The organism is Kingella oralis, assembly GCF_014054985.1.
In the GTDB taxonomy this organism is placed as follows: Bacteria; Pseudomonadota; Gammaproteobacteria; order Burkholderiales; family Neisseriaceae; genus Kingella_B; species Kingella_B oralis.
This window is the reverse complement of the sequence record NZ_CP059569.1, coordinates 255013-278993: the sequence shown is the minus strand read 5'-3', so window position 1 is coordinate 278993 and position 23981 is coordinate 255013. Positions and strand designations below refer to the sequence as shown.

Annotated in this window: 21 protein-coding genes, 2 tRNA genes, 3 rRNA genes and 1 pseudogene; 4 read left to right on the top strand and 23 right to left on the bottom strand. The window is 53.0% G+C overall.

Features of this window, described 5'->3' with window-relative positions:
• Positions 1 to 55: 55 nt before the first annotated feature.
• Positions 56 to 676 (bottom strand): DUF1269 domain-containing protein, encoded by a 621-nt coding sequence (locus H3L93_RS01440; protein ID WP_003797759.1) that lies wholly within the window; start codon positions 674 to 676, stop codon positions 56 to 58.
• A 119-nt stretch (positions 677 to 795) separates the two neighbouring features.
• Here H3L93_RS01440 and H3L93_RS13435 point away from each other — a divergent pair.
• A pseudogene (locus H3L93_RS13435) lies at positions 796 to 897 on the top strand (IS481 family transposase); the annotation flags it as partial.
• 53 nt (positions 898 to 950) lie between these two features.
• On the opposite strand, the gene lpxK reads toward H3L93_RS13435, so the two are convergent.
• The 16 genes from lpxK to topA form a co-directional block, all read right to left on the bottom strand.
• Positions 951 to 1994 (bottom strand): tetraacyldisaccharide 4'-kinase, encoded by a 1044-nt coding sequence (gene lpxK / locus H3L93_RS01435; protein ID WP_003797761.1) that lies wholly within the window; start codon positions 1992 to 1994, stop codon positions 951 to 953.
• A 110-nt stretch (positions 1995 to 2104) separates the two neighbouring features.
• Positions 2105 to 2431 (bottom strand): hypothetical protein, encoded by a 327-nt coding sequence (locus H3L93_RS01430; protein WP_003797762.1) that lies wholly within the window; start codon positions 2429 to 2431, stop codon positions 2105 to 2107.
• Between the two features lie 10 nt (positions 2432 to 2441).
• The gene (locus tag H3L93_RS01425) at positions 2442 to 2798 is read right to left on the bottom strand and encodes a hypothetical protein (RefSeq protein WP_040558806.1); all 357 of its coding nucleotides are present in this window, start codon (positions 2796 to 2798) and stop codon (positions 2442 to 2444) included.
• Positions 2799 to 2900: 102 nt separating this feature from the next.
• Complete coding sequence (locus tag H3L93_RS01420) at positions 2901 to 3386, bottom strand: hypothetical protein (RefSeq protein WP_155803191.1); 486 nt, start codon at positions 3384 to 3386, stop codon at positions 2901 to 2903.
• 3 nt (positions 3387 to 3389) lie between these two features.
• On the bottom strand, positions 3390 to 3551 hold the full coding sequence (locus H3L93_RS01415; protein WP_155803192.1) for a hypothetical protein: 162 nt from the start codon (positions 3549 to 3551) through the stop codon (positions 3390 to 3392).
• A 223-nt stretch (positions 3552 to 3774) separates the two neighbouring features.
• On the bottom strand, positions 3775 to 4659 hold the full coding sequence (locus H3L93_RS01410; RefSeq protein ID WP_040558807.1) for a DMT family transporter: 885 nt from the start codon (positions 4657 to 4659) through the stop codon (positions 3775 to 3777).
• Between the two features lie 226 nt (positions 4660 to 4885).
• Positions 4886 to 5647, bottom strand: coding sequence for a 3-deoxy-manno-octulosonate cytidylyltransferase (gene kdsB, locus H3L93_RS01405; protein WP_003797775.1), 762 nt, complete (start codon positions 5645 to 5647; stop codon positions 4886 to 4888).
• Entirely contained in the window at positions 5644 to 5826 is a 183-nt protein-coding gene (locus H3L93_RS01400) for a Trm112 family protein (RefSeq protein WP_003797777.1), read from the bottom strand. Before H3L93_RS01400 ends, kdsB begins: the two co-directional genes overlap by 4 nt.
• 96 nt (positions 5827 to 5922) lie before the next feature.
• Positions 5923 to 7347: a patatin-like phospholipase family protein gene (locus H3L93_RS01395; protein ID WP_155803193.1), complete on the bottom strand. Its 1425-nt coding sequence runs from the start codon at positions 7345 to 7347 to the stop codon at positions 5923 to 5925.
• A 45-nt stretch (positions 7348 to 7392) separates the two neighbouring features.
• Entirely contained in the window at positions 7393 to 8532 is a 1140-nt protein-coding gene (locus tag H3L93_RS01390; protein WP_003797781.1) for a 5-(carboxyamino)imidazole ribonucleotide synthase, read from the bottom strand.
• A 106-nt stretch (positions 8533 to 8638) separates the two neighbouring features.
• A 5S ribosomal RNA gene (rrf, locus tag H3L93_RS01385) occupies positions 8639 to 8751 on the bottom strand.
• A 138-nt stretch (positions 8752 to 8889) separates the two neighbouring features.
• Positions 8890 to 11778, bottom strand: a 23S ribosomal RNA gene (locus H3L93_RS01380).
• A 369-nt stretch (positions 11779 to 12147) separates the two neighbouring features.
• A tRNA-Ala gene (locus tag H3L93_RS01375) sits at positions 12148 to 12223 on the bottom strand.
• Positions 12224 to 12273: 50 nt separating this feature from the next.
• Positions 12274 to 12350: transfer RNA gene (locus H3L93_RS01370), tRNA-Ile, on the bottom strand.
• A gap of 67 nt (positions 12351 to 12417) precedes the next feature.
• Positions 12418 to 13958, bottom strand: a 16S ribosomal RNA gene (locus H3L93_RS01365).
• Together the 16S, 23S and 5S rRNA genes with 2 tRNA genes alongside form the textbook arrangement of a ribosomal RNA operon.
• 453 nt (positions 13959 to 14411) lie before the next feature.
• Positions 14412 to 16736: a type I DNA topoisomerase gene (gene topA / locus H3L93_RS01360; protein WP_003797825.1), complete on the bottom strand. Its 2325-nt coding sequence runs from the start codon at positions 16734 to 16736 to the stop codon at positions 14412 to 14414.
• Positions 16737 to 17020: 284 nt separating this feature from the next.
• Here topA and H3L93_RS01355 point away from each other — a divergent pair, with 284 nt between their 5' ends.
• The gene (locus H3L93_RS01355; protein ID WP_003797828.1) at positions 17021 to 17815 is read left to right on the top strand and encodes a helix-turn-helix transcriptional regulator; all 795 of its coding nucleotides are present in this window, start codon (positions 17021 to 17023) and stop codon (positions 17813 to 17815) included.
• 101 nt (positions 17816 to 17916) lie between these two features.
• Here H3L93_RS01355 and H3L93_RS01350 read toward each other — a convergent pair whose 3' ends face one another.
• The 5 genes from H3L93_RS01350 to H3L93_RS01330 all read right to left on the bottom strand — a co-directional run bounded on the left by H3L93_RS01350 (position 17917) and on the right by H3L93_RS01330 (position 21745).
• On the bottom strand, positions 17917 to 18465 hold the full coding sequence (locus tag H3L93_RS01350; RefSeq protein WP_003797830.1) for a YbhB/YbcL family Raf kinase inhibitor-like protein: 549 nt from the start codon (positions 18463 to 18465) through the stop codon (positions 17917 to 17919).
• A 295-nt stretch (positions 18466 to 18760) separates the two neighbouring features.
• The gene (gene fabF, locus H3L93_RS01345; protein WP_003797834.1) at positions 18761 to 20008 is read right to left on the bottom strand and encodes a beta-ketoacyl-ACP synthase II; all 1248 of its coding nucleotides are present in this window, start codon (positions 20006 to 20008) and stop codon (positions 18761 to 18763) included.
• Positions 20009 to 20100: 92 nt separating this feature from the next.
• Complete coding sequence (gene acpP / locus H3L93_RS01340) at positions 20101 to 20334, bottom strand: acyl carrier protein (RefSeq protein ID WP_003797836.1); 234 nt, start codon at positions 20332 to 20334, stop codon at positions 20101 to 20103.
• Between the two features lie 178 nt (positions 20335 to 20512).
• Positions 20513 to 20791, bottom strand: coding sequence for an oxidative damage protection protein (locus tag H3L93_RS01335; protein WP_003797841.1), 279 nt, complete (start codon positions 20789 to 20791; stop codon positions 20513 to 20515).
• Between the two features lie 96 nt (positions 20792 to 20887).
• A complete protein-coding gene (locus H3L93_RS01330; RefSeq protein WP_003797845.1) occupies positions 20888 to 21745 on the bottom strand; it encodes an SDR family oxidoreductase in 858 nt (285 codons plus the stop codon).
• A gap of 122 nt (positions 21746 to 21867) precedes the next feature.
• Here H3L93_RS01330 and H3L93_RS01325 point away from each other — a divergent pair, with 122 nt between their 5' ends.
• On the top strand, positions 21868 to 22368 hold the full coding sequence (locus H3L93_RS01325; protein WP_003797847.1) for a phosphatidylglycerophosphatase A family protein: 501 nt from the start codon (positions 21868 to 21870) through the stop codon (positions 22366 to 22368).
• A 152-nt stretch (positions 22369 to 22520) separates the two neighbouring features.
• Positions 22521 to 23450, top strand: a complete 930-nt coding sequence (locus H3L93_RS01320; RefSeq protein WP_003797848.1) for a LysR family transcriptional regulator — start codon at positions 22521 to 22523, stop codon at positions 23448 to 23450.
• A gap of 79 nt (positions 23451 to 23529) precedes the next feature.
• Here the strand turns inward: H3L93_RS01320 and H3L93_RS01315 are convergent, their stop codons facing one another.
• The gene (locus H3L93_RS01315) at positions 23530 to 23883 is read right to left on the bottom strand and encodes a hypothetical protein (protein ID WP_040559013.1); all 354 of its coding nucleotides are present in this window, start codon (positions 23881 to 23883) and stop codon (positions 23530 to 23532) included.
• Between the last annotated feature and the right edge of the window lie 98 nt (positions 23884 to 23981).

Sequence of the window (23981 nt, the reverse complement as noted above, 5' to 3'; positions counted from 1 at the left end):
CATGCATCCGAAACGGAAAATTTGAGCGGTTACATACCTTGGGTTGGTGGCAGTGTTATTTCAACTTGGCTGCCAATTTGTCGAATTTTTGTTTGATGTCGGCCTTGAAGGCTTCCACTTTCTCTTTGCGCTCGGCTTTGCGCTGTTTTTTCCACGCTTCGTGTGCCTGACGTGCCACTTCTTCCTGCGCTTCTATTGCTGCCAATACGTCCTGTTGGGCAACGGCTGCATCTTGCCGGAGAATAACGGTTTTGAAACGGTGGAAGAAGGCATCCAATACAGCTTCGTCGGATTCTTGCGCCAAAATAATGATTGCAGTACTGCCGTTATCCAGTTTTTTGGCTGTATTTTCCAGCAACAACCCCTCTCCCAATGTTTGGGCAGTGCCTGCATCACTGCCGATGAGTGCGCCAGTAGCTCCACCCAACAGAACACCGATAGGACCGCCGAGAATGCCGACCAGTGAACCAATGAGGCCGCCCGTCCATGTGCCTTCGACCGTATTGGCGGTAAAGTCGGTGCTTTCTGCTGGGATAATCAGACCATTTTCCTTTTTAATCAAAACGGCTTGTGCCACCAAAGCATCTGTTATCTGCGAGTAAGCTTTCAATTCAGAAAAGGCTTGATAAGCTTCGCTGGAGATGTTGAATAAGACAACGATGATGTTTTGTTTCATAAGTCTACTCCTGTGGGTTGAAAGATTTAAGAACATACAAGTTGTATGCGGTGTCAGTGTAAATTGCAAGAGGGGGGGGGAGCAATGCGGCAAACAAAACTTTACCTATGTAAAGCCTGAACACTGTGAAGCCGCACCGCAGTTTGAACGGCGATACGCCGTTTGAGGTCTTGCAGGCTTCACTCTCAACCTGTGGTGTAAACAACGCGACGATTTCCTACAGATTAAGGCAGCCTGAAACGAAGTTCAGCGTAGCCAAACCGCATCCGCATTTTCAGGCTGCCTGTATCCCCAATTCCGCCAGCACCCAATCCGCCAAGTCGGGGGTAATTTGCGCGTCAATTGGCAGCACCCAGATGTTGCTTGGGGCGTGCGGCGGCGGGGGCAGCTTGGCGGCATCTTTTTCGGTAACGAAAATATAGTCGGCAGCGGGCAGCGCGGTTCTATCCAGCGCGGCGTGGTCGGGCAGGGCGATGGTGTGCGCAAGGGGGACGCCCAGCGCGGTTAGGCTGTCAAAAAACCGCTGCGGGCGGGCGATGGCGGCGATGGCGATGCAGCGGGCGTGGGTTTTCAGGCTGCCTATATCCAGTTTTTCGCTGGGCTGGGCATAGCGATAGGGCGCGGTGGCGACAACTTGGCTGGTGAACAGGGCGATGCTTTGGGGCAGCCTGAAATGTTGTTGCGCGGCGGGGGCGATGGCGGGCGCAGCTTGGCTGAACACGATGGCGTTCACGTCGCGCAGGCGGGCGATGGGTTCGCGTAGTCCGCCGTTGGGCAGCACGTCTAAATCGCGGCGGGCGGCATCGGCAGCGGGGAATACGCAGATTTCTAAGTCGCGGGCGAGCGCGTAATGTTGCAGGCCGTCGTCGGCGATGATGAGTTGCACTTCGGGGTGGGTGGCGAGCAAGGCGCGGGCAGCTTCAATGCGGCGACTGGCAACAGCGGTGGGGGCGTGGGTGCGGCGGTAGAGCAGCAGGGGTTCGTCGCCTGCTTCGGCGGCGCTGCTGTTGGTGGTTAAAACGTGAGGCGTTTTCAGGCTGCGTCCGTAGCCTCGGCTGATGATGCCCACGGCGATGCCGCGCGTTTGCAAGGCGGCAACCAGCGCGGCGGTGATGGGTGTTTTGCCTGTGCCGCCTGCGTGGATGTTGCCCACGATTACAACGGGAACGGGCAGTTTTTCGCTTTTCAGGCTGCCTGCCAGATAGCGCGCGCGGCGGCGGGCGGCAATTTTGCCAAACAAGATGGCAAGCGGGCGCAGCAATAGGCGCAGGATGGAGTTGGGGCTTTGCCAATGGCGTTCTAGGATGGCGTGGAGCATTTTCAGGCTGCCTGTGGGGATGGGGGTGGGATTTTAGCAAATGGGTGGCGGGCGTAAAAAAGGGCGTATGGGATACGCCTTTTCATGGTTGGATTTTTAGAGTTTATTGGCTATTTTGTTTGCGAGTAAAAATAAAGCATGATACCTACAGCTGCGATAATGAGTGTCCAATATTTATTGGGAATACCATAGAGTGATGAATTATCTTTGTAAACAAATTCCTGTCCCGTCTCTTCATCTACCAATATACGTTCTCCTTCTGGAATCAGTAGTTTCGTCGCAATAAAATTAAGCGCAGCTCCGATAAGAAAAGGCATACAGTTGCTCATAAATGCAGAAGTTTCTGTCCCTGTAAATTCTATTAAATATTTGCCCAATGCCAAACCAAGAAATAAAGATGCTAAAACAGCAATGCCTTTTCCTCTCCAAAAAATCATTATTCTCTCCTTATATTGAAACAAAATAATCTTTTATTTCAAAAAAAGCTCCAAGCAACCCCACAGCTAAAAAAATAAATGTCCAATATTTATTTTGAATAAAAAACAACGACGACTTATCTTCAAAAACTATTCTTTTTCCCGTTTGCTTATCAACAAACACTTGCCTATTGCTAGGAGGAACAAGTTTTTTGGTAAAAATATGATTGATTCCAGCTGATACAAGAAAAATCATTACCATGAACCAGCCATCTGATTGCACGAAGTAATCATGTGTAACCAATAATCCTTTTATTATGAAATAAGACATCAAGCCAAGAAAATATGCAAGAGCAACTAATAATCCATACCCAGACCAAATAATCATTTCTAATCCTAATACATTGATGTTTTGATGATTATACCGCTTCATAATAGTAAACGCTATTATTCTGTATATTTTGCTGCATTCAATGCGTTTATTTTGTTTTCAAGCTGCCTGAATATGGCTGCGGATGATGGTTTGCAATGCTTCGCGCTGTTTGGGGGCGAGCAGAAACAGGTTGATGCGCAGGGCGGGCTGGTCGGTGTTGCTGTGCACCAGCAGGCAGGGCAGCCTGAAAACGGGCGAAGGTTGGATTTCAATGCGGCTGATGTCGCGCCATGCGAGAAACTGCCGGCCGCCTGCCACCACGATGCCGTTTGGGATGCAGGTTACTTGGCGGCGTTGCCGCACAACCGTGAACACCATGGCAAGCGGCACGAAGTAGGAAATAAAGGTTTTGGCATACGCTTTGATGCCGCCCACGCCCAACAGCCATAACACCGCCGTTTGGGCAAGCAAAACCAGCACGCCCAGCGTCAGCACAAACGCCGCCCAGCGCGGCAAAGACAGGTTGAAGCCGCGAATCGGCTGCCCCATCCCCTGCTCTGCTTCGGCAACGCTTGCGGCGGCGGGCAGTGGGCTGCCGTTCACCACTTACCCGTTTGCCACGTCAATCCGAATGCGGCTGCCGATGGCGTAAGGCGCGTAATCAAGCTGGTGGCGCGCAACGGGATATTGCCCGCCGCTGTCGGTTTGGGCGATGCCCTGTTTGCCTTTCCATTGGATAAGGGTGGCGGTGTGGCGGGTGGTGGTCATGGCGGTGTCCTTGTAAACAAAAGCGGTGGGAATCGGCAATAATCGGCAGCCTGAAACCTAAAACGGAGCGGCGACGGCTCGTCGCCAAACGGTTTATTCAACAGGGCTTTATTAATGGCAACATCGGTGAGCCGCCGACGCGCCACAGATTGCAGGTTTTGCAATAATAGACAGCCTGAAAACCGGTTGGCGGGCTTCTGCGAAGCGAACGCCCAACCCGATTTCAGGCTGCTTTTTCGGTTTTCAGGCTGCCCAAATAAATCGCCAGCAGCGTTATCGCCGCGCCCAGCCATTGCAGCGCGGAAATCGGTTTGCCCAAAAAGGCGAAATCGATGAACAGCGCGGCAACCGGCTCGGTGAGCAGCAGCAAGCCCGTTACGCCCAGCGACAGCAGCGGAATGCAATAGGCAATCAGCCCCCATGCGAAGCATTGCATCGCCGCACCGTAAACCAGCAGCCAGCCGATTTGCGCGGCGGTGGTGGGCAGCGCGTTGCTGGCGTTGAGCGTGAGCGCAGGGGCAACCAACGCCGCCATGCCGCCGATGCTCACCAGCAGCATCAGAGCAAAGAGGGCGGTGGGCTCGGCTTGGTGCGTTTTGCGGATAAACACCATAGACAGCGACAGCATCAGCCCCGATGCAATGCCCGACACAAAGCCCCACAGCGCGTGGCTGTTGTGCCCAAATTCGGGGCTGCCGATGACGGCGATGCCAACCAGCGCCAGCGCAAAGCTGGCAATTTGCCGGCGGCCGAGCTTTTCTTGAAACCACAGCACGCCCATCATGCTGAGCCAAAAGATTTGCAGACAGTTGAGCAGCGTGGAAATGCCCGGCCCCACGGCATAAATGCTTTCGTGCCACAGCGCCAAATCAAACGCGAGAAACACGCCCGACAGCAGGGCAAAGCCGACGGCGCGCGGGTTTTTGGGCAATTTTTGCGCGAAAAAACGCATCAGCAGCGCAAAAATCACGGCGGCGACGGCAAGCCGCCAAAAGGCAACCGCGTAGGCGCCCATGTGCAAACGGGCAACAATCACGCTGCCCAGTCCAAAGACAATGCAGCCGATAATCAAACCGAGGGAAGCGGTTTTGGAAGAGAGGGTGGGCATAAGCGGCAGCCTGAAAACAAAGGGGTTAAAAATCGAGCGTATTTTCAGGCGGAACCCTTCGCCAAAGCGCTGAGGCAGCCTGAAAGCTAAAATGGCGCGGCAACGGCTTGCCGTCAAATAGCGCAGTCAATCGGTTTTACGGTGGGCGCGACACTGATGGTGCAAAGGTTTCAGGCTGCCTTTTCGCGCGCGCACACGCAAAGGCAGCCTGAAAACAGATGCGGGGCTATGCCGCCCACTCGCGCCGCACGCGGTCCAAATCTGCGGGCGTGTCCACGCCGGCGGGCGGGGCTTCGGCAAGCACTTCCACCGCGATGGGATAGCCGTGCCATAACACGCGCAGTTGTTCCAAACTTTCGCAGGTTTCCAGCGGCGAGGCGCTCATGGCGGCGTATTGCTGCAAAAAGCCTGCGCGGTAGGCATAGATGCCGATGTGGCGCAGCGGCGCGGGCACAGGCAGCCTGAAATCGCCCGATTGCATGATGTCGCGCGGATAGGCGATGGGGGCGCGGCTGAAATAGAGCGCGTTGTGCGCTTGGCTGAGCACCACTTTCACGCAGTTGGGGTTTTGGAATTCGGCAAAATCGTGCACGGGATGGGCGGCGGTTGCCATCGGCGCGTCGCTGTCGGCAAGCTTTTGGGCAACGCGGTCAATCAGCGCGCTGGGAATCATCGGTTCGTCGCCTTGCACGTTCACGATGATTTCGTTTTCAGGCAGCCCCAAGATTTGCACGGCTTCGGCAAGGCGGGTGCTGCCGCTTTGGTGCGCGCTGTCGGTGAGGATGCTGTCGATGCCGTGCGCGGTGCAGGCAGCCTGAATGTCGGTGTGGTCGGTGGCGACAATCACGCGGTCGGCGGCGCTTTGCCGGGCGCGTTCGGCAACGCGGACCACCATCGGCTTGCCGTGGATGTCGGCCAGGGCTTTGCTGGGCAGGCGGGTGGACGACAGCCGCGAGGGGATGATAACGGTGAAGGCGGGCGCGCTCATGATTTGGCTTCCAAGTCGCTCAGTTCGCGCGCTTCGTTTTCCAGCAGGATGGGAATGCCGTCGCGGATGGGGAAGGCGAGGCGGGCGGCTTTGCTCCACAGCTCTTGTTTGTCGGCGTGGTATTCCAGCGGCTTTTTGGTAAGCGGGCAAACGAGTTTGGCTAGGTATTTGGGTTGCATGGGATGTCCTTTGGAGAAATGAAAAGGTTGGATGGGTGTTTGGCGTTTTCAGGCTGCCTTGGGGGCAATGCGCATCAAGGCAGCCTGAAAACAGGGCTAGTGTATGTTTTCCTGCTGCACCGCTGCGGCCGCCTGAGGCGTTTCAGGCTGCCCTGCCTCTTGCCGCAACTGCTGAAATTCGGGCGACTGCTTCACCAGAATCTTCGCCGCCTCTTTCAAATCGTTGATGCTCTCGCGCGGCAGGTAATATGTGGTCGGGATGTTGAGCGCGCGCGTCCGTAACGGAGACGGCGGCAAATCATGCAGACTCAAGCTCACAAAATGCATCAGAATCGGCTTGTCCGCATCCTTTTGCGACGCATTCCAAGCATCCACCATCGCGCGAAATTGCCGCAGCGATTCTTGCGAAGCCCGCGCAATCGGCACATCAATCGTCGCGTTCACCATATCGCGAAACGACGGAATCGCCGCCTGTTGGCTAATCGTTTCGCTAATCTGGTTTTGCGCGTTCACGCTCACAACAATCACGCGGTTGATGTTTTTGGCTTCCAGCATCGCCTGCAACGAGCTGTTCGGATAAATCTCCTGCCGGTCCAGCAGGCTGCGCAGCCCCAAATTATCCGTTAAACCGCCGTCCACCAAATGCAAAAACGGGCGCGCCTTGCTGTCGGCATAATAAGCATTGTGCAGCATCTCGCGCCGCGTTTTTTGTTGCAACGCATCCGCATCATGGTCTAAGGCAGCCTGAAAACGCGCAGGCACGGTGTAGCCGCAGTTGCCGCTGTTGTTGTTCAACGTAAGCGGCGAAAAAATCACAGGCACGGCACTAGACGAAGCCACCGCCCGCGCCACGCGCAAATCCGACAAATTTAAACAGAACTGGTCAAAATTCTCCTGCGTAAAATCAATGCGCTGCCCCGAAGCCATATCCGTAGCACTAATCACCGCAAACGGGCCTCTGCGATATTTATTCAAATCACCAAACGTCATGTTGCCAAACAGCGTGTTCTCAAATTGCTCTTGCAGCAAATCGCCGCGCCCATATTCAGGCGAAGCCAAGCGCGGCATATTGGAAAACGACAACGCCTGCTTAAACATCAGCCGCTGGAAATTCTGCTTTAAAAACCGCTCCTCAAAACGCGGAATCACCTGTTCACCATGCAGCGCATAATACGCCGCCAGCACCGAGCCACCCGACACACCAAACACCACATCGCTGCTTGCCGTCAGCGTGGTGCGCTTGCCATTGAGCAGCAGCGGATAATCATTAAACGCCTTCAACACACCATAGCCCAACGCCGCCGCCCGCGTACCACCGCCCGAAAACATCATAATTACCAACGTGTTATCCTGATTACTGCGCTGGATGCTTTGCTCCAAACGATAGCCCTCGTTCTCGTGCACACGGTCAATCGTTGCAGTGGGCTGATACGCCACCAGCGAACACGCCGATAGCCACACCGCGCTCGCCGCTAGCATCGCCCGTTTTAGGCAGCCTGAAAACCATACAAAATCACTCATAAGCTATACCAAAAGCAGCCTGAAAACCGTTTTCAGGCTGCCTAATCATTGAAACTTTAACTGTTGATGCAACGATTGCGCAATGCGATAAGCCTCGTCCGCCGAATCCGCCAACACCGTAAAATGCCCCATCTTGCGCCCCTTGCGCGGTTCAGCCTTGCCATACAAATGCAAATGCGCCTGCGGATGATTCAGCACCGCCGCCCAGTTCGGCTCCTCCCCCTGCTCGCCCCACACATCGCCCAAAATATTCGCCATGCAACACGCCGAAAGCAAGCGCGTATCCGCAGGCGGCAAGCCACACATCAAGCGCACCTGCTGCTGAAACTGGCTACTCGCACACGCATCCATCGTATGATGCCCGCTGTTGTGCGGGCGCGGTGCCATCTCGTTTACCACCAATCGCTGCTCATCCCCCACCACAAACATCTCCACCGCCAGCACGCCCACATAATTCAGCGCGTTTGCCAAACGAACCGCCATCTGCTTCGCCGCGGACAACAGATTTTCAGGCAGCCGCGCAGGCACAACCGAATATGCCAAAATCCCATTCTCATGATGATTTTCCGCAGGATCAAACGTTGCAATCCGCTCATCATCCAAGCGACACGCAATCACCGAAATTTCCGCCCGCAAATCCACCAATTGCTCCAACACGCAGGGCACATTGCCCAACGTTGCAAACGCCGCTTGCAGTTGCGCCAGCGTTTTGACTCGGATTTGTCCCTTGCCGTCATAGCCCAGCATAGCCGTTTTCAACACCGCGGGAAACAGCGGTTCACACTCCGACGAAATATCCGAGGCAGCCTGAATCACACGATAAGGCGCGGTTTCCAACCCCGCCTTGCGAATCCACGATTTTTCCAAAATCCGATTCTGTGCAATCGCCACACAATCGCTGCTGGGCGAAACTTGCATTGCAGCCGCCAAATCACGCATCGCATCCGCGTTCACATTTTCAAATTCTGTCGTAACCGCCGCACATTGCGCTAACTCTGCCAACGCGTTTTTATCATCAAACGGCGCACAAAGATGCTTATCGGCAAACCGAGCAGCGGGCGCACGACCATCCGGTTCAAGCACCACCACCGAATAGCCCATTGTTTTCGCCGCCAACGTAAACATACTGCCAAGCTGACCGCCACCTAAAATAGCCAATGCTTTGGGAGGATAAATGGCATCCATCAAATAATCACCAAAAATAAAACGTAAATTATAGCTTTAAACCATATAAATCCCAAGACTAAACCCCTTTGGCTGTGATGGCAACCAAAGGGGTTTTGCATAAGGAGTTTGGCGATGACCTACTTTCGCATGGGAATCCATACTATCATCGGCGCTGGTTCGTTTCACTGTCCTGTTCGGGATGGGAAGGAGTGGGACCAAACCGCTATGGTCGCCAAACATAAACTGTCAAATTGGCAAGCCGTTTATCAACTTTTTATTTATTACTTTATTTTGTCTTATTTCGGTGATGAATGTATTCATCAGTAAGCTTTATCTTTGCTTCACTTTGTTTTATTGCAAAGTTCTTCAAATGATAGAGTCAAGCCTCACGAGCAATTAGTACAGGTTAGCTTCACACGTTACCGTGCTTCCACACCCTGCCTATCAACGTCCTGGTCTCGAACGACTCTTTAGGAGGATTAAATCCTCAGGGAAGTCTCATCTTCAGGCGAGTTTCGCGCTTAGATGCTTTCAGCGCTTATCTCTTCCGAACTTAGCTACCCGGCGATGCGACTGGCGTCACAACCGGTACACCAGAGGTTCGTCCACTCCGGTCCTCTCGTACTAGGAGCAGCCCCCGTCAAACTTCCAACGCCCACTGCAGATAGGGACCAAACTGTCTCACGACGTTTTAAACCCAGCTCACGTACCACTTTAAATGGCGAACAGCCATACCCTTGGGACCGACTACAGCCCCAGGATGTGATGAGCCGACATCGAGGTGCCAAACTCCGCCGTCGATATGGACTCTTGGGCGGAATCAGCCTGTTATCCCCGGAGTACCTTTTATCCGTTGAGCGATGGCCCTTCCATTCAGAACCACCGGATCACTATGTCCTGCTTTCGCACCTGCTCGACTTGTCGGTCTCGCAGTTAAGCTACCTTTTGCCATTGCACTATCAGTCCGATTTCCGACCGGACCTAGGTAACCTTCGAACTCCTCCGTTACTCTTTGGGAGGAGACCGCCCCAGTCAAACTGCCTACCATGCACGGTCCCCGACCCGGATTACGGGTCTGGGTTAGAACCTCAAAGCCACCAGGGTGGTATTTCAAGGACGGCTCCACAGAAACTGGCGTTTCTGCTTCTAAGCCTCCCACCTATCCTACACAAGTGACTTCAAAGTCCAATGCAAAGCTACAGTAAAGGTTCACGGGGTCTTTCCGTCTAGCAGCGGGGAGATTGCATCTTCACAACCATTTCAACTTCGCTGAGTCTCGGGAGGAGACAGTGTGGCCATCGTTACGCCATTCGTGCGGGTCGGAACTTACCCGACAAGGAATTTCGCTACCTTAGGACCGTTATAGTTACGGCCGCCGTTTACTGGGGCTTCGATCCGATGCGCTAACATCTTCAATTAACCTTCCAGCACCGGGCAGGCGTCACACTCTATACGTCCACTTTCGTGTTAGCAGAGTGCTGTGTTTTTAATAAACAGTCGCAGCCACCGATTCTCTGCGACCCTCAGATGCTTCCGGAGCAAGTCCTTTACATTAGAGGGCATACCTTCTCCCGAAGTTACGGTATCAATTTGCCGAGTTCCTTCTCCCGAGTTCTCTCAAGCGCCTTAGAATTCTCATCCTGCCCACCTGTGTCGGTTTGCGGTACGGTTCAATTCAAACTGAAGCTTAGTGGCTTTTCCTGGAAGCGTGGTATTTGCTGCTTCATGTCCGTAGACACTCGTCATCACGTCTCGATATTAAAGAAGCGGATTTGCCTACTCCTTCTACCTACCGGCTTAAACAATCTATTCCAACAGATTGCCAGCATAACCTTCTCCGTCCCCACATCGCATTTGAATCAAGTACGGGAATATTAACCCGTTTCCCATCGACTACGCATCTCTGCCTCGCCTTAGGGGCCGACTCACCCTACGCCGATGAACGTTGCGTAGGAAACCTTGGGCTTTCGGCGAGCGGGCTTTTCACCCGCTTTATCGCTACTCATGTCAACATTCGCACTTCTGATACCTCCAGCATACCTTACGATACACCTTCTCAGGCCTACAGAACGCTCCCCTACCATGCACTAAAAGTGCATCCGCAGCTTCGGTTACAGATTTGAGCCCCGTTACATCTTCCGCGCAGGAAGACTCGACCAGTGAGCTATTACGCTTTCTTTAAATGATGGCTGCTTCTAAGCCAACATCCTGGCTGTCTGTGCCTTCCCACTTCGTTTACCACTTAATCTGTCATTTGGGACCTTAGCTGGCGGTCTGGGTTGTTTCCCTCTTGACACCGGACGTTAGCACCCGATGTCTGTCTCCCGAGGAGCAACTTGATGGTATTCTTAGTTTGCCATGGGTTGGTAAGTTGCAATAACCCCCTAGCCATAACAGTGCTTTACCCCCATCAGTCTCATACTCGAGGCACTACCTAAATAGTTTTCGGGGAGAACCAGCTATCTCCGAGTTTGTTTAGCCTTTCACCCCTATCCACAGCTCATCCCCGCATTTTGCAACATGCGTGGGTTCGGACCTCCAGTACCTGTTACGGCACCTTCATCCTGGCCATGGATAGATCACTCGGTTTCGGGTCTACACCCAGCAACTATGTCGCCCTATTAAGACTCGGTTTCCCTACGCCTCCCCTATCCGGTTAAGCTCGCTACTGAATGTAAGTCGTTGACCCATTATACAAAAGGTACGCAGTCACGGAATTATTCCGCTCCCACTGTATGTATGCATCAGGTTTCAGGTTCTATTTCACTCCCCTCCCGGGGTTCTTTTCGCCTTTCCCTCACGGTACTGGTTCACTATCGGTCGATGATGAGTATTTAGCCTTGGAGGATGGTCCCCCCATCTTCAGACAGGATTTCTCGTGTCCCGCCCTACTTGTCGTATACCTAGTACCACCAATCTGTTTTCGAATACGGGGCTATCACCCACTATGGCAGAAGTTTCCAATTCCTTCTTCTAACAGTTTGGCTATCTTATACAGGCTCCTCCGCGTTCGCTCGCCACTACTTGCGGAATCTCGGTTGATTTCTTTTCCTCCGGGTACTTAGATGGTTCAGTTCTCCGGGTTCGCTTCTCTTGTCCTATGTATTCAGACAAGGATACTTAGTAAACTAAGTGGGTTTCCCCATTCGGACATCACCGGGTCATTGCTTTATTGCCAGCTCTCCGATGCTTTTCGCAGGCTTACACGTCCTTCGTCGCCTATCATCGCCAAGGCATCCACCTGATGCACTTATTCACTTGACTCTATCATTTGAAGAACCTTTTGACTTCGTTATAACCAGCGTTGACTACCGCTATAACTTAGATTCCCTACTTTGATAAAGCTTACTGCTTTGTTGTGTCTTAATCCTGCCTTTTGTGTTTCAGGATTAAGTCGATACAATCATCACCCAAATTCTTTTGTTTGTTTCTTTTTTGCCTGTTTGCTTTTTAACTTGCGTTAAATGGCATTTCAGGCTGCCTGAAATGCTGTTGCACCAGCATTTCAAACCAATCCAAACTTTTGTCTTTGTTTGTTGATTTCGGCTTTCCAATTTGTTAAAGATCGATGCGTTGTTTTCGCAAATTAAAATAGCCTAACATGCTTTCAGGCTGCTTTGATTTGGGAAATCTTGGTGGAGGCAAACGGGATCGAACCGATGACCCCCTGCTTGCAAAGCAGGTGCTCTACCAACTGAGCTATGCCCCCAGTATTCTCTTTTCCTCTCATGAGGTTTTTTACTTGCGGCTTGCTTCTCTTGGTGGGTCTGGTAGGACTTGAACCTACGACCCCACGCTTATCAAGCGTGTGCTCTAACCACCTGAGCTACAAACCCTATGTGTCGCATCTTTATGTACAGTTTACCGATAAGTGTGAGTGCCTAATCGTCTCTTTTTCTCTAGAAAGGAGGTGATCCAGCCGCAGGTTCCCCTACGGCTACCTTGTTACGACTTCACCCCAGTCATGAAACATACCGTGGTAAGCGGCCTCCTTGCGGTTAGCCTACCTACTTCTGGTATCCCCCACTCCCATGGTGTGACGGGCGGTGTGTACAAGACCCGGGAACGTATTCACCGCAGTATGCTGACCTGCGATTACTAGCGATTCCGACTTCATGCACTCGAGTTGCAGAGTGCAATCCGGACTACGATCGGTTTTCTGAGATTGGCTCCACCTCGCGGCTTGGCTACCCTCTGTACCGACCATTGTATGACGTGTGAAGCCCTGGTCATAAGGGCCATGAGGACTTGACGTCATCCCCACCTTCCTCCGGTTTGTCACCGGCAGTCTCATTAGAGTGCCCAACTGAATGGTGGCAACTAATGACAAGGGTTGCGCTCGTTGCGGGACTTAACCCAACATCTCACGACACGAGCTGACGACAGCCATGCAGCACCTGTGTTACGGCTCCCGAAGGCACTCTTCCGTCTCTGGAAGATTCCGTACATGTCAAGACCAGGTAAGGTTCTTCGCGTTGCATCGAATTAATCCACATCATCCACCGCTTGTGCGGGTCCCCGTCAATTCCTTTGAGTTTTAATCTTGCGACCGTACTCCCCAGGCGGTCAATTTCACGCGTTAGCTACGCTACTAAGCAATCATGTTGCCCAACAGCTAATTGACATCGTTTAGGGCGTGGACTACCAGGGTATCTAATCCTGTTTGCTACCCACGCTTTCGAGCATGAACGTCAGTATTATCCCAGGGGGCTGCCTTCGCCATCGGTATTCCTCCACATCTCTACGCATTTCACTGCTACACGTGGAATTCTACCCCCCTCTGACATACTCTAGCTTACCAGTTCAAAACGCAGTTCCCAAGTTAAGCTCGGGGATTTCACATCTTGCTTAATAAACCGTCTGCGCTCGCTTTACGCCCAGTAATTCCGATTAACGCTCGCACCCTACGTATTACCGCGGCTGCTGGCACGTAGTTAGCCGGTGCTTATTCTTTAGGTACCGTCAGCAGATAATGGTATTAACACTATCCTTTTCTTCCCTAACAAAAGTCCTTTACAACCCGAAGGCCTTCTTCAGACACGCGGCATGGCTGGATCAGGCTTGCGCCCATTGTCCAAAATTCCCCACTGCTGCCTCCCGTAGGAGTCTGGGCCGTGTCTCAGTCCCAGTGTGGCGGATCATCCTCTCAGACCCGCTACTGATCGTCGCCTTGGTAGGCCTTTACCCCACCAACTAGCTAATCAGACATCGGCCGCTCGAATAACGTGAGGTCCGAAGAGCCCCCACTTTCCTTCTCAAAGCGTATGCGGTATTAGCTATCCTTTCGGATAGTTATCCCCCATTACTCGGTACGTTCCGATGCATTACTCACCCGTTCGCCACTCGCCACCAAAAGAGCAAGCTCTTTCGTGCTGCCGTTCGACTTGCATGTGTAAAGCATGCCGCCAGCGTTCAATCTGAGCCAGGATCAAACTCTTATGTTTAATCTCTAACTTACTTTATTCTGGTCTGCTTCAAAGAAACTGACAAGGCAATCAATAACAATTCAAACTAAAAGCCTAAATCATCATTAATCCTTCTTGTCTGTTTTTGTCGCAGTGTGAGACCATCAGGCACTCACACTTATCGGTAATCTGTCTTCTTAAAGAACAAAACTTAAGCTTCTTTACAGAAGCTTTGACTGCCGTAGCAGCGAAAGATGCGAACTATACCCGCCCCCACCCAATATTGTCAACTCATACGTGGGAAATTATTTACCACCAACCGGCAAATATCTGCCCGGTAACGGTTTTTTTGTAATGATTTTTTTGTTCGGTTGGCTTTTGCGGTAACCAACAAAGGCGGCTTTGCCTGCTGAAAATGGTCGGGATGGACAGCATGAAATTGGGAGTGGGGTTTTAAGGCTGCCTTTGGCATATCCTAATTCACTCTACTTTTTATTTTTTCTCTTTCGGCGCGGGTGCTTCCAACTGCTCTTTCCAGCCGCATTCTTTTTGTGGGCAGACGCGTTGCACGCCCCAGCGTTTGGTTACTTTGCGCATGGTAATTGCCCAGCCGCATTGGGGGCAGGGTTGCGCGAGCGGTTCGCTGTTGATGGCGTATTTGCATTCGGGGTAGGTGTTGCAGCTGTAAAAGGTTGTGCCGAAACGGGATTTTCGTTCCACCAAATGCCCTTTGCCGCATTGCGGGCAGGTTACGCCTGTGTCTTTGGGTTTTTCCAGCGGTTCAACGTATTTGCATTTGGGGTAGTTGGCGCAGCCGATGAATTTTTTGCCTGTGCGGCTGTTTTTGTAAACGAGTTGTCCGCTGCATTGCGGGCATTGCCGTCCGTTGAGCTCGGCTTGCATGGCTTCGTCTTGGGCGATGCGGGCGGCGGCTTGCTCGGCGGTTTCGTTTACATTGCGCGTGTAGTCGCATTCGGGATAGCCTGCGCAGGCGATGAAGCGTCCTGCGCGCCCGAATTTGATTTGCAGCTTGTGATTGCCGCATTTGGGGCAGGTTTCGTCTAGCTCTTCGGTGGTGAATTTGGCGCGTTCTATGCCTTCTTTTTCTTCTACTTGTTTGTGGAAGCCTTGCCAGAAGGTGTCCATAACGGGAATCCATTGGCGTTTGCCGCCTGCAATTTCGTCGAGCTGGTCTTCCAATTTGGCGGTGAAGTCGTAGTCCACATATTGTTGGAAGTGTTCGGTGAGAAATTTGTTGACCACTTCGCCTGTGTCGGTGGGCAGGAAACGGCGTTGTTCCACAATCACATATTCGCGGTCTTTGAGCGTTTTGATGATGCTAGCGTAGGTGGAGGGGCGGCCAATGCCGTATTCTTCTAGGGCTTTAACGAGCGTGGCTTCGTTGAAGCGTGGCGGTGGCTGGGTGAAGTGTTGTTCGCCGTATAGGTTGTCCACGGGGAGCGCATCGCCTACTGTCATTTCGGGCAGTTTTTTGTTGTTTTCGTCGGCGTTGTCGTCTTCGTCTGCGCCTTCTTGATAAACGCTTAAAAAGCCTGCAAACACCAGCACTTGCCCTGTGGCGCGGAATATGCCGTCGCCCACGGCAATATCCACGGTGGTGGCATCAAATTTGGCTTCTACCATTTGGCAGGCGACGGTGCGCTGCCAAATCATTTGGTAGAGCTTGAATTGGTCGGCAGAAAGAAACGGTTTGACGCTTTCGGGCGTGCGGTAAACGGAGGTGGGGCGGATGGCTTCGTGCGCTTCTTGGGCGTTTTTGGATTTGGTTTTGTACACGCGGGGGCTGTTGGGCAGGTAGTCCGCGCCGATTTTGTTGTCAATATAGTGGCGGATTTCGGTAACGGCATCTTGCGACAGGGTTACGCTGTCGGTACGCATATAGGTAATCAGACCGACTGCGCCCTGCCCCACGTCAATCCCTTCAAATAGCTGCTGGGCGGTGCGCATGGTGCGGTCGGTGGTGAAACCGAGTTTGCGCACGGCATCTTGTTGCATGGTGGAAGTGGTGTACGGCGCGGCGGGCTTGCGCGTGGCTTTCTTTTTGATGACTTCGGACACGCGCGCTTCTTTGCCTTGCAAGGCGGTGAGAATGGCGGCTTGGCTGGCTTCATTGGGCAGGGAGAATTGTTCCAGCTTGGCGTTTTGCCATTGGGTGAGCTTGGCGCTGAATTTGGTGCGCCCTTTGTGGCTGTCCATGTGGATAGACCAGTATTCTTGGGTTTCAAAGGCGCGGATTTCGTTTTCGCGTTCGCAAATCAGGCGCAAGGCGGGGCTTTGCACGCGCCCTGCGGATAAGCCACGGCGGATTTTTTTCCACAGCAAGGGCGATAGGTTGAAACCAACCAGATAATCCAAGGCGCGGCGGGCTTGTTGCGCGTCCACAAGGTTGATGTCTAGCCCGCGCGGGTGTTGGATGGCTTCTTGCACGCCTTTGGGGGTGACTTCGTGGAACACCACGCGTTGCAGCTTGTCGCCGATGTTTGCCATGCCGCGTTTGGATTTGAGAATTTCGGCGATGTGCCATGAAATCGCCTCGCCCTCTCTATCAGGGTCGGTAGCGAGATAGATGGTGTCGGCTTGTTTGGCGGCTTTGACGATTTCGTCCACGTGTTTGGCGGATTTGGCGGGGATTTCGTATTTCATGGCGAAGTTGTCTTCGGGATTGACTGCGCCGTTTTTCTTGATGAGGTCGCGCACGTGCCCAAACGAAGCGAGTACTTCATAATCACTGCCGAGGTATTTTTTGATGGATTTGATTTTGTTGGGAGATTCGACGATAAGGAGATTCTTTGCCATGATGTTGTTCTGCTTGCGAAGTGGATAGATAAGGATTCAGGCTGCTTTTGTGCGGTAATCGGTTTCTTGTTAAGGCAGCCTGAAAACGGATTTTTGGTTTTCAGGCTGCCTTTTATTTATAGCGGCTGCCTGAATGTTCTTTTTTTATTATTCTTAAAATAGATAGGTTTTGGCAAGGGGTTGGCGGAAATTGTTTTTCAGGCTGCCTATGGGCAGCAGGATAGGCAGCCTGAAAACGCTTTCCCTTTCTTTTATAATTTGTTTTTTTATCCGCCGATTTTGCCATGCCCACCATTCGTCATTTTGCCTGCGCCCAATATTTAGAAACGGGCAGCGTGTTGCAGCATAAAAAACTTTCATTCGCCCAATCGCAGTTTGCCCAGCCGATGATTGTGCGCGTGTTGCATGGGCGTAAAACGTTGCGCTACGCGGGCGGCGAATTGACTGCAACGACAGGACAATGGCTGCTGATTGCGGGCGGGCAGTCGTTTGACGTGTTGAACGAACCCGATGCGGCGCAGGGTTATCGCTCGGAGTGGCTGATGTTGGGCGATGAATGGGTGGCGCAGTTTTTCGCGCAACACCCTTCGCGCGAAACGCTGGATTTGGCGCGTGTGTTGCGCCCCGATGCGGCGTGGGATGAAGCGTTTTTGCGCGTGGTGCAGGGCGTGCAGACGCGGCTGCCTGAAACGGTTTTGGCAGCGCGGACAATGGAACTGCTGGCTTGGCTGGCGCAAGCTGGGGCGGTGTTCAATCCGCATTCGGCGCAGCGTTTAAGCAAGCAGATACGCCAACTGATTGCGCAGGACATGGCGGCAAGCTGGCAGATAGCGGATGTGGCGCAACGGCTTGGCATGAGCGAGGCAACGCTGCGGCGGCGGTTGGCAAACGAAGGCGCGTCTTTCCGCGAACTGTTGGGCAACATCAAAATGATGCGCGCCCTCACGCTGTTGCAAACGTCGCCGTTGGGCGTGGCGCAGGTGGCGTATGCAGTGGGCTATGAAAGCCCTGCGCGGTTTGCGGCGAAGTTTCGCGCGCATTTTGGCTGCACGCCAAGCGATGTGCGCAAGGCAGCCTGAAACCGTTTTTAGCGGTGCGTTTTAGCTTCGCTCGTTTTCAGGCTGCCTCAAATGCCAAAGGACGCATCTTACTGCGTCCTTTTTGCTGCTTCATCAAACCGCTATCGCGCTTGGCGCACGGTAACTTTGGCTTTGCCCAGCGCGTGTGCGTTGGCGAAAAAGCCCACCAGCGCGGGCGTGGCGTCGGCGGTGATATTGGGCAAGGTTGCCACATCCACGGCGGTAACGGTGATTTCATAGCGGTGGTTCTGCCCTTTGGGCGGACATGCGCCCATAAAACCCGCTGTGCCGCCATCGGTGCGCGTTTGCAGCGCGCCTTGTGGCAAAGGTTGGTTTTCAGGCAGCGTATGCACATGGGCGGGAATATTGGCAACCACCCAATGCATCCAGCCCAAGCCTGTGGGCGCGTCTTTGTCGTACATCGTCAGCACGAAACTTTTTGTGCCTTTGGGCGCATTTTTCCACGAAATAGTGGGCGCGATATTACCGCCCGTGCAGCCAAAACCATAGGCTTCGCTTAACAAATGGCGTTGGGCGAAATGCCCGTTTTGCAAGCCGCCCACTTGCACCGAAAATTTGCCTTCCGCAGAGGCTGCGATGGGAAGCACGGTCAAACCCATCAGCATAGCGATATAGAACCTTGTTTTCATAGTGTTTCCTTGTTAAAGCATGAAAACGTGAATTATAGAGACGAGCCGCGCGCCGCATGATGCAGAAACGCGCAAATATTGTGCGGATTAGGGCAGCCTGAAAAACGGATTACCCGCGTTGAAAGCAGCAAACGGTGGAAATTTAGCGGATTCAAGCGTGGGCAGGGCGGCGGAACAAACTGGACAAACTGGACTGTTTGAGGCAGTCTGAAACAGGCAATAGCATTTTCAGGCTGCCTATCGCGCACAAAAAACCGCAAACGCCCAAACATTTGCGGTTTCGTGTTTGTTCAAATCAATCCTCGTAGCGCTTAAACACCAGCGTGCCGTTGGTGCCGCCGAAGCCGAACGAGCTGGATGCCGCCACGCGGATATTGGCTTTGCGCGCTGCGTTGGCGCAATAATCCAAATCGCAGCCTGCTTCAAAGTCTTGATTAACCAAGTTAATCGTAGGCGGCGCGATTTGGTCGCGAATCGCCAACACGCTGTAAACGGCTTCCACGCCGCCCGCTGCGCCGAGCAAATGTCCTGTCATGGATTTGGTAGAGCTAATCAGCACTTTTTTCGCGTGTTCGCCCAACACCGATTTAATCGCGTTAGTTTCGTTGGCATCGCCCAATGGCGTGGATGTGCCGTGCGCGTTGATGTAATCCACTTCGCTCGGTTGCAGCTTGGCATCTTTGAACGCGCGGGATAACGCCAGCGCGGGGCCTTCCATATTGGGCGCGGTGATGTGGTAGGCATCCGAGCTTGCGCCAAAACCCACGATTTCGGCGTAAATGGTTGCGCCGCGCCGTTTGGCGTGTTCCAGCTCTTCCAGCACCAACACGCCTGCGCCTTCGCCCATCACAAAACCATCGCGGTCTTTGTCCCACGGGCGGGACGCGGCGGCAGGGTCATCATTGCGGGTGGACAAGGCTTTCATGGCGGCAAATCCGCCGATGCCCAGTGTGCACACCGCGCCTTCTGCGCCGCCCGCAATCATCACGTCGGCATCGCCGTATTGAATCATCCGCATGGAATCGCCGATGGCGTGCGCGCTGGTGGTGCAGGCAGACACAATGCCGTAGCTGGGGCCGCGATAGCCTTTTAGGATGGTAACGTGCCCCGCAATCAGGTTAATCAACGAGCTGGGGATGAAAAAGGGGTTGATTTTGCGCGCGCCGCCTGCGGCAACGGTGTTGGCGGTGGCTTCAATCGCGGGCAAACCACCGATGCCCGAACCAATGTTTACGCCCACGCGGTCTTTATCCAACTCGGCAAACTCGTCCAAACGGGCATCAGCGATGGCTTGCATCGCACCTGCGATGCCGTAGTGGATAAAGGCATCCATGCGACGGGCCTCTTTGGGCGGGATGTATTGGGTTACATCAAAATCTTTCACTTCGCCTGCAATTTGGCAAGCGATGTCGCCAGCGTCAAATCGGGTGATTTTGCCGATGCCGCTTTTGCCTGCCAGCAGGTTTTGCCACGCGCTGGGCACGTCATTGCCCACGGGCGATACTTGTCCTAAACCTGTGATAACAACGCGTCGTTGAGTCATGGGATTCTCTTTTTGTAATGTAGGTTTAGCCAAACAGCCCCTGATTTGGGCAGGGCTGCCTGAAAATCAGAGGCTGTTTTGCCAAAAATGGCTTACGCTTGTTTGGAATTAACGTAATCAATCGCAGCTTGAACGGTGGTGAGTTTTTCTGCGTCTTCATCGGGGATTTCGCAACCAAAGGCTTCTTCCAAAGCCATGACCAGTTCTACGGTGTCCAGCGAATCTGCGCCCAAGTCGTCTTGGAATGATGATTCGTTTTTCACTTCGCTTTCGGCCACGCCTAGTTGCTCGGCTACGATGCTTTTAACTTTTTGTTCAACTGACATTATGTTCGTCCTTAAAAAAATGCCTTGCGGCGGTTTGAATAATCTCTATCAAGTGTTGTATAGAGTGGTTTCTCTACTTTTGAGTTTGCGAATTTTAACCGCATTTTTGCTGTTTTGACTACTCTTTGCGTGAAAATTCGTGCAAAGAGTTTTCAGGCTGCTTATTTTTTCAGGCTGCCTATTTGGGTTCTTCAATGGGAACGTAGCCTTGCACTTTGTCTGCGCCATCGCCAAAGAAATAGCTTTCCATTTGTTGTGTGAGGTATTCGCGGGCGCGGGGGTCGGCGAGGCTGAGTCGGTTTTCGTTGATGAGCATGGTTTGATGGCGCGTCCATGCGTCCCATGCTTCTTGGGAGATGTTTTCAAAAATGCGTTTGCCCAGCGCGTTGGGCAGCGGGGGGAATTTCATGCCTTCGGCTTCTTTGCCGAGTTTGATGCAATGAACCATGCGAGCCATTTTGTTCTCCTTGTTGTGTGGTGTGAAATGGGCGGCATATTAGCAAATTTCAGGCTGCCTGAATAGTTGAGAACCTGTTTAGGCAGCCTGAAAATATTATTTAAACAACGATGCCAGCTTACCAAACAAACCTTTGGGTTGGGCTTGGTTGTCGGCGTTGTGGGCGACAGCGTTGTCAGCAGTATTGTCCTCTGGCGCGGTTTTGCGCGTTACGGTGTGGGCGGCAAAGGTTTGGGCAACGGGCATGATTTCTATGGCGTTGACGTTCATGTGCGCAGGGCATTGGTAGAGCCATAGCGCGGTGTGGGCGATGTCTTCGGCGCGCAGGTAATCCACGTTTTCATAGAGTTTGTTCACGCGCTCTTCGTCGCCTTTGAAGCGGACGTTGGAAAATTCGGTGCCGCCGCATAAGCCTGGTTCAACATTGGTTACGCGGATGTTTTTGCCTGCTAAATCGGCGCGTAGATTAAGGCTGAATTGGCGCACGAAGGCTTTGGTTGCGCCGTACACGTTGCCGCCTGCGTAGGGGTAGGTGCCTGCGATGGAGCCGATGTTGATGATGTAGCCGCGGTTGCGTTCCACCATTTGCGGCAGCACTTGGCGGGTTAGGTAAATCAGCCCGAGCACGTTGGTTTGCACCATGGTTTCCCAGTCTTCAAAGCTGGCTTGGTGGGCGGGGTCTAGCCCGAGGGCAAGCCCTGCGTTGTTGATTAGGCAGTCTATGCTGTGGAAGGCTTCGGGAAGCTGGGCAAGGCTGGCGAGGGCGATATTGACGGAATTTTTGTCGCTCACGTCCATTTCTAGCGGCTGGAACATAAAGCCAAGTTCGCTTTGCAAGGCGGCGAGTTTGTCTGCGCGGCGGGCTGCGCCGATAACGGGATAACCTGCTTGCACGAATGCGCGGCACATGGCTGCGCCAAAGCCTGCGGATGCGCCTGTAATCAGAATTGCCATGACGTTTTGTCCTTTCTGGGGTGGTGGGGTATGATTCGGTTGATTTTAATGGTTTTCAGGCTGCCTTGGGTAGTGTTGTCGCATTAGGCAGCCTGAAAACGGGTTCACAAGGATAAGGCTTTATGGCAAAACAAAAACCTGCTTTTGCGGTTACTTGGACATGGCTGTGGCAACGCCCTGTGTGTTTCGTTGGATTTGGCTTTGGCACGGGGCTTGCTCCCAAAGCGCCGGGCACGGTGGGCACGCTGCCTGCGGTGTTGATTGCGGGGCTGCTGTTGGGCTGCGGGATGAGCAAGCTGATGCTGGGCTGGCTGTGTGTTGCGTTGTTTTTCATCGGCATTTGGATTTGCGATGCTACCGAGCGCGCGCTGGGGGTGCATGATTATGGCGGGATTGTGTGGGATGAGATTGTGGCGATGATGCTGATTTATGCGTGCGTGCCGCAGGGATTGGGCTGGTGGGCGGTTTCGTTTGCGGTGTTTCGCTTTTTTGATGCGGTGAAGCCGCCGCCGATTAAGTGGTTTGACCAGCGCGTGAGCGGGGGGCTGGGCGTGATGCTGGATGATTTGATTGCGGCGGTGTTGAGCATTGCGGTGGTTTGGCTGTTGGTTTGGCTGTGTTGATGGAGGCAGCCTGAAACGGGGTTTTATCGGTTTTCAGGCTGCCTGTTGTGATGCGAACGGTTGTACCCGTTTGTATGTATTCAAGCAAACAAAGGATGGGCGGATAACCGCGCCCTATTCTTCTTTAATTTTGTGTTTTAGAGCGATTTGCCATGACGGAAAGCATTATTGAACTGCGCCATTTGCGCACTTTGCTGGCGTTGGAAGAAACGGGCAGCGTTTCCCTTGCCGCGCAACGGGTGTTTTTAACCCAATCGGCGCTGTCGCACCAGCTTCGCGTGTTGGAGATTTATTTTGACACGCCGCTGTTTGAGCGCAAAACCTCGCCGATTCGTTTCACGCCGGCGGGCGAGCGGCTGCTGAAACTGGGGCATGAACTGCTGCCGCGCGTGGCGGCGGCGGAGCGGGATTTGATGCAGATTGTGCAAGGCGAGGCGGGCGAATTGCGCATTGCAGTGGAATGCCACACTTGTTTTGATTGGCTGATGCCTGCGATGGGCGTGTTTCGCCCGCAATGGCCGCAGGTGGAATTGGATATTGTGTCGGGCTTTCAGGCCGACCCTGTTGCGCTGCTGTTATCCCATCGCGCAGATTTTGCCATTGTGTCGGAAGCTGCGCCGCAAGCGGGGGTGGCGTATCAGCCGTTGTTTGCTTACGAAATGGTGGGTATTTGCGCGCCCGACCATCCGCTTGCCAACAAGCCTGTGTGGCAGGCGGAGGATTTTATGGATGAAACGTTGATTACCTATCCCGTGCCCGATGATATGCTGGATTTGTTGAAAAAAGTGCTGCTGCCGCGTGGCATCAACCCCAAGCGGCGCAACAGCGAGCTCACGATTACCATTGTGCAACTGGTTGCCAGCAAGCGTGGCGTGGCGGCGTTGCCTTATTGGGCGGTGATGCCGTATGTGGAGAAAAATTATGTGGTGCATCGCCCGATTGGCGAAAAGCCTTTGCAAAGCGAGCTTTACGCGGCGATGCGCGAGGAAGACAGTGAGCGCGCGTATATCAACGATTTTTGCACGATTATTCGGCAAGAGAGTTTTGCCAATTTGCCTGCGTTGAGCGTGTTGGCGATGTGAGCGTTTTCAGGCTGCCTTTGGGGGATAGAGGCAGCCTGAAAATGATTGGGCAGCCTGAAACAAATTCAAAAAAACAGATTCAAAACCGTATGGAATCTTCCGCTTCTGCTTTGGCGAGAAAATAATCTTGCAAACATCCTTGAATTTCCGCCCCTTCGTATATCAGCGCATAATCGCCGTCTGCCCCTGCCAAAAAAGTTGTTCCATCAATCGCTCCCAGTATGGTTGAAGCCGTGTCAATGATGACTATTTTCAGCAAATTCATCATTGCGCTTTGCTGATTGCCATCCAACGTGTTGAATATTTTTCGGATTGCGTCATACGCCGTTCCTGCGTCGCTCATTTCTTGGTTGCGCAAACTCTGTTGATAGTGCGCAAGGTTTTGATGGATAAGCGCGTTGTAGATGGCTTCGCTAATGGCTTTGTCTTTCATGGATGTTGTCCTTTCTTTAATCAATCTGTATTTAACCCGATTTTCGCCCCAAAGGCAGCCTGAAAATATTTCGGTATAATTTCCCCCTTTTCCATCCA

Bases quoted from the DNA above. Each gene is read 5' to 3' on its own strand.
- H3L93_RS01325 (WP_003797847.1), top strand. From the start codon at position 21,868: ATGGCAAAACAAAAACCTGCTTTTGCGGTTACTTGGACATGGCTGTGG.
- H3L93_RS01395 (WP_155803193.1), bottom strand. From the start codon at position 7,347: ATGAGTGATTTTGTATGGTTTTCAGGCTGCCTAAAACGGGCGATGCTA.
- H3L93_RS01415 (WP_155803192.1), bottom strand. From the start codon at position 3,551: ATGACCACCACCCGCCACACCGCCACCCTTATCCAATGGAAAGGCAAA.
- H3L93_RS01410 (WP_040558807.1), bottom strand. From the start codon at position 4,659: ATGCCCACCCTCTCTTCCAAAACCGCTTCCCTCGGTTTGATTATCGGC.
- acpP (WP_003797836.1), bottom strand. From the start codon at position 20,334: ATGTCAGTTGAACAAAAAGTTAAAAGCATCGTAGCCGAGCAACTAGGC.
- H3L93_RS01400 (WP_003797777.1), bottom strand. From the start codon at position 5,826: ATGCAACCCAAATACCTAGCCAAACTCGTTTGCCCGCTTACCAAAAAG.
- H3L93_RS01440 (WP_003797759.1), bottom strand. From the start codon at position 676: ATGAAACAAAACATCATCGTTGTCTTATTCAACATCTCCAGCGAAGCT.
- H3L93_RS01315 (WP_040559013.1), bottom strand. From the start codon at position 23,883: ATGAAAGACAAAGCCATTAGCGAAGCCATCTACAACGCGCTTATCCAT.
- H3L93_RS01330 (WP_003797845.1), bottom strand. From the start codon at position 21,745: ATGGCAATTCTGATTACAGGCGCATCCGCAGGCTTTGGCGCAGCCATG.
- fabF (WP_003797834.1), bottom strand. From the start codon at position 20,008: ATGACTCAACGACGCGTTGTTATCACAGGTTTAGGACAAGTATCGCCC.
- kdsB (WP_003797775.1), bottom strand. From the start codon at position 5,647: ATGAGCGCGCCCGCCTTCACCGTTATCATCCCCTCGCGGCTGTCGTCC.
- H3L93_RS01320 (WP_003797848.1), top strand. From the start codon at position 22,521: ATGACGGAAAGCATTATTGAACTGCGCCATTTGCGCACTTTGCTGGCG.
- H3L93_RS01390 (WP_003797781.1), bottom strand. From the start codon at position 8,532: ATGGATGCCATTTATCCTCCCAAAGCATTGGCTATTTTAGGTGGCGGT.
- H3L93_RS01355 (WP_003797828.1), top strand. From the start codon at position 17,021: ATGCCCACCATTCGTCATTTTGCCTGCGCCCAATATTTAGAAACGGGC.
- H3L93_RS01425 (WP_040558806.1), bottom strand. From the start codon at position 2,798: ATGATTATTTGGTCTGGGTATGGATTATTAGTTGCTCTTGCATATTTT.
- H3L93_RS01430 (WP_003797762.1), bottom strand. From the start codon at position 2,431: ATGATTTTTTGGAGAGGAAAAGGCATTGCTGTTTTAGCATCTTTATTT.
- topA (WP_003797825.1), bottom strand. From the start codon at position 16,736: ATGGCAAAGAATCTCCTTATCGTCGAATCTCCCAACAAAATCAAATCC.
- H3L93_RS01335 (WP_003797841.1), bottom strand. From the start codon at position 20,791: ATGGCTCGCATGGTTCATTGCATCAAACTCGGCAAAGAAGCCGAAGGC.
- lpxK (WP_003797761.1), bottom strand. From the start codon at position 1,994: ATGCTCCACGCCATCCTAGAACGCCATTGGCAAAGCCCCAACTCCATC.
- H3L93_RS01350 (WP_003797830.1), bottom strand. From the start codon at position 18,465: ATGAAAACAAGGTTCTATATCGCTATGCTGATGGGTTTGACCGTGCTT.